We start from the raw sequence: 6188 nt of genomic DNA, 5'->3' as shown, positions 1-6188 counted from the left end.
AAGTCCGGCCTAACAAATTTTTCGGATTCTACTGCCCAAGCCCTATTACTTGCTTTAAAAGAAAAATTTTCAGCCGGCATTTTTTGTTACTTTTTGATGCCAAAAAGTAAGAGCCCTTCGGCGGCGGCGAGCCGAGGCAAGACTGGGGTGTATAGCATAAGTAATTAGTTACGTCATTTATATTGATTTTTATAAAATAAATTATCCCTCATGGTGACGACCGTTCATGCAAAGTACCAATGAACCTAAATTAAAGCACATTATTAATCAAACTCAGGTTATTAATAATTTTAATAAATGGAAAGATGTAACGAAAGTTAGAAATGAGTTGGGGGATAGCGTATTGGTTTTAAGTAATTTACTACAGCCAGTTTAGAAGGCTTTTCAAAGAAATCATCATGTAGAGAAGGTGCGACATATCGTTCCTTCTCCCATGATAACTTTTAAAGCATGTTATTTCATGCTATCGTTAATTTTATTGATCATTTGTAAGTGGCTTTGAACGATTGGAGTAGTCTTCGTTGCAAAAGCTTTAAGATCGGCGTCTTTGCCGTCTTTCGACTCATCTTCCATTAATTTTAATGTAGACTTGTGTCCATCCACCATGGCGCTTACATAAGCCTTATCAAAATCTGCACCTGTCTTTTTGCTCAGGTCTTCCATTTTTTTCTTGTGCTCATCATCAACTGTAGTTGGAAGCGTGATGTTTTTTTGTTTGGCTATCGCCATTAACTCTGTATTGGCCATACCGTGATCTTTAACCATCATGGTTGCAAATTCTTTAACCTGGGGATTACTGCTTTTTTCAAGGGCCATTTTTCCCAATTCTACTTCTGCCATGCCGCCAACAGCCGCCTCTGTGGTGAATTTGGCGTCAGCTTCATCTACTGCAATTCCGCCGGTAGCGGCAGCATTGGTGGTCGTATCTTTAGCCATGTTTAAACTATCGGCACTTTCTTTGGCATCTTTATTTCCTCCATTACATGCCTGAAAGGCCAGGGCAGAAATAGCCATTACATAAATAAACTTTTTCATATACATTGTTTTTGTTGTATATGCAAAACACGATTTGTTTAGAAAGGGTTTTAAAGTTTTTGAGATTGATAAAATCGTCTAAGGGTCAGCTGTTCAGAAAACCAGGTTTACTAAAGCAGAGCGAATTAAATATTGAGAAATATTATGTATTCTTATTTGGACTTAATCTAAATAGAGTATATCTTTGCCGAAGATAAGAAAGCCACACGGTTCGCACCCGTGTGGCAAAACCGGAAATCCGGCTCACCTTTAATCTCCATTAAAAGTCATGCAAATTAAGAAAATTTTGCTATTGGGCATACTATGTGCCTGTGTAATTTTTGCTTCGGCCCAGAATCGATATTCAGGTTTTTCAGGGCAAATTAAAACCAACAATGGTGAACCGCTCCCCGGGGCCACTGTTAAATTACAAAAAACCAATTATGGCACTTTAACAGATCAGAATGGAAATTTTAAATTCTCCCATATTCCTTTAGGTAGTTATACTGTACAAATATCAGCGATAGGGTTTAAAACACAGAAAAAGGAAATCAAGATTGCCGAAGGGCAGGTCGGAAACTTCAATTTCAGCCTTACAGAATCATTTGAGCAAATGGAAACCATTAATGTAATCGGTAGAACCACCAGCCAGGAAGTGAACAGGCAGGCTTATAATGTAACTGCTGTTGACGCCAGAAAACTTTATAATACCACGCTTGATATTTCCGGTGCTTTAGATCGCGTTGCCGGTATACGGGTAAGAGAATCGGGAGGGGTTGGATCAAACTTTAACCTTTCATTGAACGGTTTTTCAGGCAATCATGTGAGGTATTTTATTGATGGTATTCCAATGGATAATTTTGGATCATCTTTCCAGATCAACAATATCCCCATCAATATTGCCGATAGGATTGAGGTATATAAAGGTGTAGTGCCCATTTGGCTGGGTTCTGATGCCTTAGGAGGTGCCATTAACATTGTAACAGGAGATCGCTACCGCAATTATGTTGATGTTTCTTACTCATTCGGATCATTTAATACGCACAGAAGCGTAATCAATGCTGCAGTTACCTCGGCAAAGGGGGTAACATTTCAGTTAAATGCCTTCCAGAATTATTCGGATAACAATTATAAGGTAAATGTAGAAGCCTCTGATATTTATACCGGGGCCTATGCACCCGTTGCTTCTTTAAGGAGGTTTAATGATACTTATCATAACGAAACTTTGATTGCAAATGTGGGTTTGGTGGGTAAAAGTTATGCCGATAAATTATTGTTTGGGTTTACTGTTGGCCGGAATTATAAAGAAATACAAACCGGGGCCAGAATGGTTTCTGTTTTTGGTGGCTGGCACCGCAGAGGAAATATCTTAATGCCTAGCTTAAAATATAAGAAAGAAAATCTGATTAAAGGTTTGGATGTAACCATTAATGCCAATTACAATTTAGGACATGAGCAAAATATCGATACTTTAAATGTTAGGTATGACTGGTATGGAAACAGCAAGCCTAATGGAACCAATGGCGAACGTTCCCGCAGTTTGTACAAGTACAGAAACAACAATGGTTTGGCAACAACCATGTTAAATTATAGAATAGACGACCATCAATCCCTAGCGTTAAGTAATGTGTTTACCACTTTTAACAGAAAAGGTGGTGATGAACTCAATCCTGCCAATGCAGATTATGAACGCCCTAAAAAAACCAATAAAAATGTGCTGGGACTTGGTTATAATTTTGACGTGAAAGATAAATGGGGTGCAACCATTTTTGGTAAATACATCACGCAGGGCAACGTGAACGGAAAGGGTGTAGATGCAGGTCAGAATAATATCGATAGATTGGGCCATGGCACTGCGCTTACCTATTTTATTAACCGGAATACACAATTAAAAGCATCTTACGAACTTACCAATCGCATGCCCGAAGCCCAGGAGATTTTTGGCGATGTAGAAAACCAGGATGCCAACCCAGGCTTAAAACCTGAAAAAAGCGATAATTTTAATTTAGGAGTTAGTTACGCTTTCTCGGTGAATAAGGAGCATCACTTCTCTGTTACGGCTAACGCTATATACCGTAATGCAACCGATTTTATTTATAACAGATTGAACCAAAACCAATCAAAACTTGTTGCCGATAACCGGGATGGGGTAAGAACGGTAGGGGGGGATGCAGAAATCAGGTATTCGTATCAAAACTGGCTGAGCATGGGTACCACAGTTACTTACCAAAACCTTAAAAACCTTCAGAAATATGAAATTAATCCAAGTACAGGCGAAAAATTTACCAATGTAAGCAACGTGTATTTGGATCAGATGCCCAACATTCCATATCTGTATGGAAATGGAGATGTTTCGGTTTCCTTGAAAGATGTGGGCCATAAGGGCAATAACCTGTCGGTTGGTTATAACTTATTATACGTACATGCTTTTTGGCTGTATTGGCCAAGTCAGGGTTCTACTGCCGATAAAAAAGTGATTCCCCAGCAGCTTAATCACGATTTGAACCTGGTGTACAGTTTAAAGCAAGGTCGATACAATATCGGTTTAGAAGCCAAGAATATCACCAATGCAGACCTCTTCGACAATTTTAGTCTTCAGAAACCTGGCCGGGCATTCTACCTCAACCTCAGATATTTCATCAATTAAAATCAATCATTAATAAATAAAATAAATAATATGAAAACAAACTTTACCAAAGCGTTTATAGCTTTAGCTTTCGCTACCGCACTCACCTCTTGTTCAAAAAAAGAAGCAATTGAAAATGTTCCTGAAAACCCCGGCAATTTTATCCTGGCGGTTACACCGGTGGCTTCTACAGGTGTTGCCGATTATTTACTTACCGCTAGCGATCTGGAAAAAGGTACCATCTCTACCGCAGGTAACGGAGTGGAACAAGACGGAACTTACCGCTATTATGTTACCCATAACAATAAGTTTTTCAGTATGCTTTACGGACAGGGCAATCCGGGTGCAGTAACTACCTATAATATTCTGGCTGGTAAACTGAATAAGATATCCAATTTTCAGACTGAAACTGTACAAGCTTTTACGCCGGTTAATGACGATCTGTTGTTGGTTAAAATCCCAAGAAATTTAGCTGCTCCTACAGCAAACTGGTATAAGGTAAATACCAATAGCCTTTTGATCTCTGGCGAAGGAACATTAGATGCAAAAGCTCCGGCAAACAATGGCGAGATTGCACATTTTAGCTGGATTAAACAGGTTGGAAATAAGGTTTATGCACCGTTTTTTTGTATTTACAGTAGCAGATTCTGGACAAAATATCCTAATACCGCCTGGATAGCTGTATATTCTTATCCGGAAATGAAATTAGAGCAAGTAATCAAAGATGACCGTACCAGTTTTATCGGGAGATATTTTACTGACGGATTGGGTGTAGTGGAGAACGGTGATGTTTACGCATTTTCAAGTTCGGTAGCTATTGACGATAATACGGAAACCAAAGATGTACTTACCGATTCTAAAATCACCTCTACCAAACCTTCTGCCATCACCAGAATTAAAGCGGGAACCACTGAGTTCGATTTAACTTATTTCCTTGATTTCGAGTCTGCATCCGGTGGCTATGCGATGACCAACTGGATGTATATCGGTGGTAACAATTTCATCGTAAATGCGGTACCAAAAGCCAATAAAGGTGCTTACACCATAGGTAAAACCATTGGTGTGTTAAACGTAGTGGATAAAACTTTCAAAAAGGTTAGCGGACTTCCTGCAGAAACAGCTATCTCTAGCGTAACAGTAAATAACTATACTCCAAAGGATGGGAAGTTAGCTTACATGGGTTTCAACTTGAGCGACGGTACAAGTTATGTATATAAAATTGATGCGACTACCGCAACGGCTACAAGAGGCCTGAAGGTAGAAGGCGGTGTAATTACTGCTGTTCAACATTTAAAATAGCCATAAATATTATCTTAAAAAACCAAACAGCACAATGGCAACGGTTAAAAAAATTGCTCCGGTAGAGAAAAGAAATAAAGATTCACGCTTTAGCCGAATCAATAAATGGCTTCACCTCTGGCTAGGCCATATATCGGGTATGATTGTTCTGGTCGTTTGCATAACTGTATGTATCTGGGTTTTCAATGTAATTACCATCGCAATTGAGCGCAATTGCGTTTAAGCTTTATCCTGAAAAAATTCCTTCTTATGTGCAGTATCAACAAGGTAGGGCAATCAGTTTAAATTTAAGGGGAAGAAAGCCGTTGTGGTGGTGGAACCAATTTAAAAATTAATCCGATACCGGTGCAGTAATCAGTAAAGTGGTTCATAAATAAGGAGAGGTTAACTTTTTAAGGTTTATCCTCAACAGACACCGTTTTTTCTGGTTACTTATGCTATGGGAAGACCTAAAGTAAACTATGGTATCTTGATATTTGTCGTTTTACTGATTAAGAACCCCGAAACGAATCCAACGGCTATCGGATTTGGTGATGAGACAAGAAAAACCTGGGGCGTGTCCAGGTTTTTCTTGTTTAATGTCTTACGATTTTGCCTTTTTAGCTTTTGGCTCGGGTTTTTCGGGTAATTGGATCGATAAAATCAAATCAATGCTTTCCGAATTGATTTCGTAATCTGCAGCAATTTTTTCCCATCTCTTTAATTCTGCCTGTAAGGTTTCAATTTCCTTCGCTAATGATTCGATCTTATTCTGAATTGATTTTCTAACGTTCATATTTGCCATAACACAAAATTACCATTTGAAGGCAAATCTCCTAACTCGTTTTTGCAAGTTGTATCGATAAAAATTGTTAAGTGTTCTATTTCAGCAGGTTTTATTCTTTTAAAATTTTCAACAATGGTTAAGAAGGAAAGAAGTTTTTCAATCTTGGATTTAAAATGGTGATTATTGATCAGCCAACTACTGAACTTCAAGCTTACCGTTCAAGCTTGACAAAAAGATTTTTTACGCTATTTCTACAATCTTGACGCTCTTAGCTTCCTAATGGTCAGCTAATAAGTGAAGTGTTCAAATCAATTGATCGACTCCCATCTCCAGACTAAACAGTTATGGTACCACACTACCATTGACGTTATTTTGTTATCATTTGATAGTTAGACACTTGTGCACAATGCATTTCCGTCTAACAAGGCCTTCGCACTGTGCCCCCGTTCTACTTAAGTCCGGCCTAACAAATTTTTCGGACTC

The 6188-nt window shown here is 38.6% G+C and carries 4 protein-coding genes; 2 read left to right on the top strand and 2 right to left on the bottom strand.

Annotated features, from left to right (window positions below):
• Window positions 1-453: 453 nt before the first annotated feature.
• Window positions 454-1035 carry a DUF4142 domain-containing protein gene (locus QZ738_RS10100; RefSeq protein WP_293787122.1) on the bottom strand — a complete coding sequence of 194 codons (582 nt, stop codon included), beginning with the start codon at window positions 1033-1035 and terminating at the stop codon, window positions 454-456.
• A gap of 268 nt (window positions 1036-1303) precedes the next feature.
• Here QZ738_RS10100 and QZ738_RS10095 point away from each other — a divergent pair, with 268 nt between their 5' ends.
• Both QZ738_RS10095 and QZ738_RS10090 read left to right on the top strand, forming a co-directional pair.
• On the top strand, window positions 1304-3661 hold the full coding sequence (locus QZ738_RS10095; protein ID WP_293787120.1) for a TonB-dependent receptor: 2358 nt from the start codon (window positions 1304-1306) through the stop codon (window positions 3659-3661).
• Between the two features lie 30 nt (window positions 3662-3691).
• Window positions 3692-4939, top strand: a complete 1248-nt coding sequence (locus tag QZ738_RS10090; protein ID WP_293787119.1) for a DUF4374 domain-containing protein — start codon at window positions 3692-3694, stop codon at window positions 4937-4939.
• 583 nt (window positions 4940-5522) lie between these two features.
• Here the strand turns inward: QZ738_RS10090 and QZ738_RS10085 are convergent.
• Window positions 5523-5714 carry a hypothetical protein gene (locus QZ738_RS10085; RefSeq protein WP_293787118.1) on the bottom strand — a complete coding sequence of 64 codons (192 nt, stop codon included), beginning with the start codon at window positions 5712-5714 and terminating at the stop codon, window positions 5523-5525.
• Window positions 5715-6188: the final 474 nt, after the last annotated feature.

The organism is uncultured Pedobacter sp. (assembly GCF_913776295.1).
Lineage (GTDB): Bacteria > Bacteroidota > Bacteroidia > Sphingobacteriales > Sphingobacteriaceae > Pedobacter.
Note: the sequence above shows the minus strand (reverse complement) of the source record. Positions and strands in the feature narration are given on the sequence as shown.